Below are 2710 nucleotides of genomic sequence, written 5' to 3'. Positions count from 1 at the left end.
GCTACGACTGTGAGGATGTTGGGGTGCCGCTCCAAGCGGTGGCCTGACTCGCGCTACGACTGGCCCTGGTGCCTTGCGTTTGATCTGTCGGCCACCGTTCGGGGCGGCACTTGCTGCCGCCGGGCAGGGGACGTGTCCCGATAGGGGCCTTCGCGACAGGCACCGTCACAGTCTTGACCGCTCCCGGCCCGGCGACGGCCACCGGTTCCCGAGGCGATCAGGAGAGGCGACCTTGACCAGCATCACGCAGCCCACCGCCGCATGTCACGTCCCTGCAAACGCTGAGGACGTCCTACTCGGAGTGGATACCCACAAGGACATCCACGCCGCAGCCGTGATCACCGTCCTCGGCGCCGCCCTCGACGGCCGCAGCTTCCCAGCGACCGCTGACGGCTACCGCCAGCTCCTGGACTGGGCACGGTCATTCGGCGTCCTGCGGCGGGCCGGCGTCGAGTGCACCGGCTCTTACGGAGCCGCTCTGACCCGTCACCTGCGTGCCGAGGGCATCGAGGTGACCGAGGTCAACCAGCCCGACAAGGCCGCCCGACGCCGCCACGCCAAGACCGACGCCATCGACGCCGAGGCCGCAGCCCGCGCCGTGCTGACCGGACGCGCCACCCCCGCGGCGAAGACCAGCGACGGCCCAGTAGACATGCTTCGGCTGTTCAAGCTGGCGAAAGGGTCCGCGATCAAGTCCAGGACCCAAGCGATCAACCAGCTCAAGAGCATCCTGGTCTCAGCCGACTCGGGCCTCCGCGAGTCGCTTGCCGGGCTGAGCAACCCGCACCTGTTCAAACGGTGCGCCGACCTCGATCCCCAGCACGTGAGCGGGCCAGCCGGGGCCGCTCGCCACACCTTGAGGCTGCTGGCCCGCCGGATCCGGCACCTGACCGAGGAGATCGACGATCTCAACAAGCGGATAGCCGAGGCCGTCGAAGTCAGCACACCCGGATTGCTGGAAGTGCGCGGAGTCGGCCCGGACAGCGCCGCCGCCCTCCTCATCTCGGCCGGCGACAACCCCGAGCGACTCGCAAGCGAGGCGTCCTTCGCAGCCTTATGCGGCACCAGCCCGGTCGAGGCCTCGTCCGGAAAGACACAACGGCGCAGGCTGAACCGCGGAGGCGACCGCCAGGCAAACGCTGCCCTCTACCGAATCGTCCTCAGCCGTCTGCGCTGGGACGACCGGTCCCGGGACTACCTACGGCGACGTCTTGCCGAGGGCAAGACGCGTCGAGAGATCATCCGCTGCCTCAAACGCTACGTCGCACGAGAGATCTACCGACTCATCGTCCCGACACGTGCCCCCTCTGACCAGACAGGACCCACCCCAGTTGCTGCTTGACATCTATAGGGGCATCTGTGAGGATGTTGGGGTGCCGCTCCAAGCGGTGGCCTGACTCGCGCTACGACTGGCCCTGGTGCCTTGCGTTTGATCTGTCGGCCACCGTTCGGGGCGGCACTTGCTGCCGCCGGGCAGGGGACGTGTCCCGATAGGGGCCTTCGCGACAGGCACCGTCACAGTCTTGACCGCTCCCGGCCCGGCGACGGCCACCGGTTCCCGAGGCGATCAGGAGAGGCGACCTTGACCAGCATCACGCAGCCCACCGCCGCATGTCACGTCCCTGCAAACGCTGAGGACGTCCTACTCGGAGTGGATACCCACAAGGACATCCACGCCGCAGCCGTGATCACCGTCCTCGGCGCCGCCCTCGACGGCCGCAGCTTCCCAGCGACCGCTGACGGCTACCGCCAGCTCCTGGACTGGGCACGGACATTCCGCGTCCTGCGGCGGGCCGGCGTCGAGTGCACCGGCTCTTACGGAGCCGCTCTGACCCGTCACCTGCGTGCCGAGGGCATCGAGGTGACCGAGGTCAACCAGCCCGACAAGGCCGCCCGACGCCGCCACGGCAAGACCGACGCCATCGACGCCGAGGCCGCAGCCCGCGCCGTGCTGACCGGACGCGCCACCGCGGCGGCGAAGACCAGCGACGGCCCAGTAGAGATGCTTCGGCTGTTCAAGCTGGCGAAAGGGTCCGCGATCAAGTCCAGGACCCAAGCGATCAACCAGCTCAAGAGCATCCTGGTCTCAGCCGACTCGGGCCTCCGCGAGTCGCTTGCCGGGCTGAGCAACCCGCACCTGTTCAAACGGTGCGCCGACCTCGATCCCCAGCACGTGAGCGGGCCAGCCGGGGCCGCTCGCCACACCTTGAGGCTGCTGGCCCGCCGGATCCGGCACCTGACCGAGGAGATCGACGATCTCAACAAGCGGATAGCCGAGGCCGTCGAAGTCAGCACACCCGGCTTGCTGGAAGTGCGCGGAGTCGGCCCGGACAGCGCCGCCGCCCTCCTCATCTCGGCCGGCGACAACCCCGAGCGACTCGCAAGCGAGGCGTCCTTCGCAGCCTTATGCGGCACCAGCCCGGTCGAGGCCTCGTCCGGAAAGACACAACGGCGCAGGCTGAACCGCGGAGGCGACCGCCAGGCAAACGCTGCCCTCTACCGAATCGTCCTCAGCCGTCTGCGCTGGGACGACCGGTCCCGGGACTACCTACGGCGACGTCTTGCCGAGGGCAAGACGCGTCGAGAGATCATCCGCTGCCTCAAACGCTACGTCGCACGAGAGATCTACCGACTCATCGTCCCGACACGTGCCCCCTCTGACCAGACAGGACCCACCCCAGTTGCTGCTTGACATCTATAGGGGCATCAA

2 protein-coding genes are annotated in these 2710 nt (G+C 68.1%); both read left to right on the top strand.

Going from position 1 to position 2710, the window contains the following annotated elements:
• Positions 1 to 232 precede the first annotated feature (232 nt).
• On the top strand, positions 233 to 1342 hold the full coding sequence (locus ACFXGI_RS38535) for an IS110 family transposase (RefSeq protein ID WP_384717715.1): 1110 nt from the start codon (positions 233 to 235) through the stop codon (positions 1340 to 1342).
• Between the two features lie 240 nt (positions 1343 to 1582).
• Entirely contained in the window at positions 1583 to 2692 is a 1110-nt protein-coding gene (locus tag ACFXGI_RS38530; protein WP_384717712.1) for an IS110 family transposase, read from the top strand.
• The last annotated feature ends 18 nt before the right edge of the window (positions 2693 to 2710 follow it).

The sequence above is a fragment of the Streptomyces sp. NPDC059355 genome, from assembly GCF_042752335.1.
Taxonomy (GTDB): Bacteria; Actinomycetota; Actinomycetes; order Streptomycetales; family Streptomycetaceae; genus Streptomyces.
This window is presented reverse-complemented; position numbering and strand designations above follow the sequence as displayed.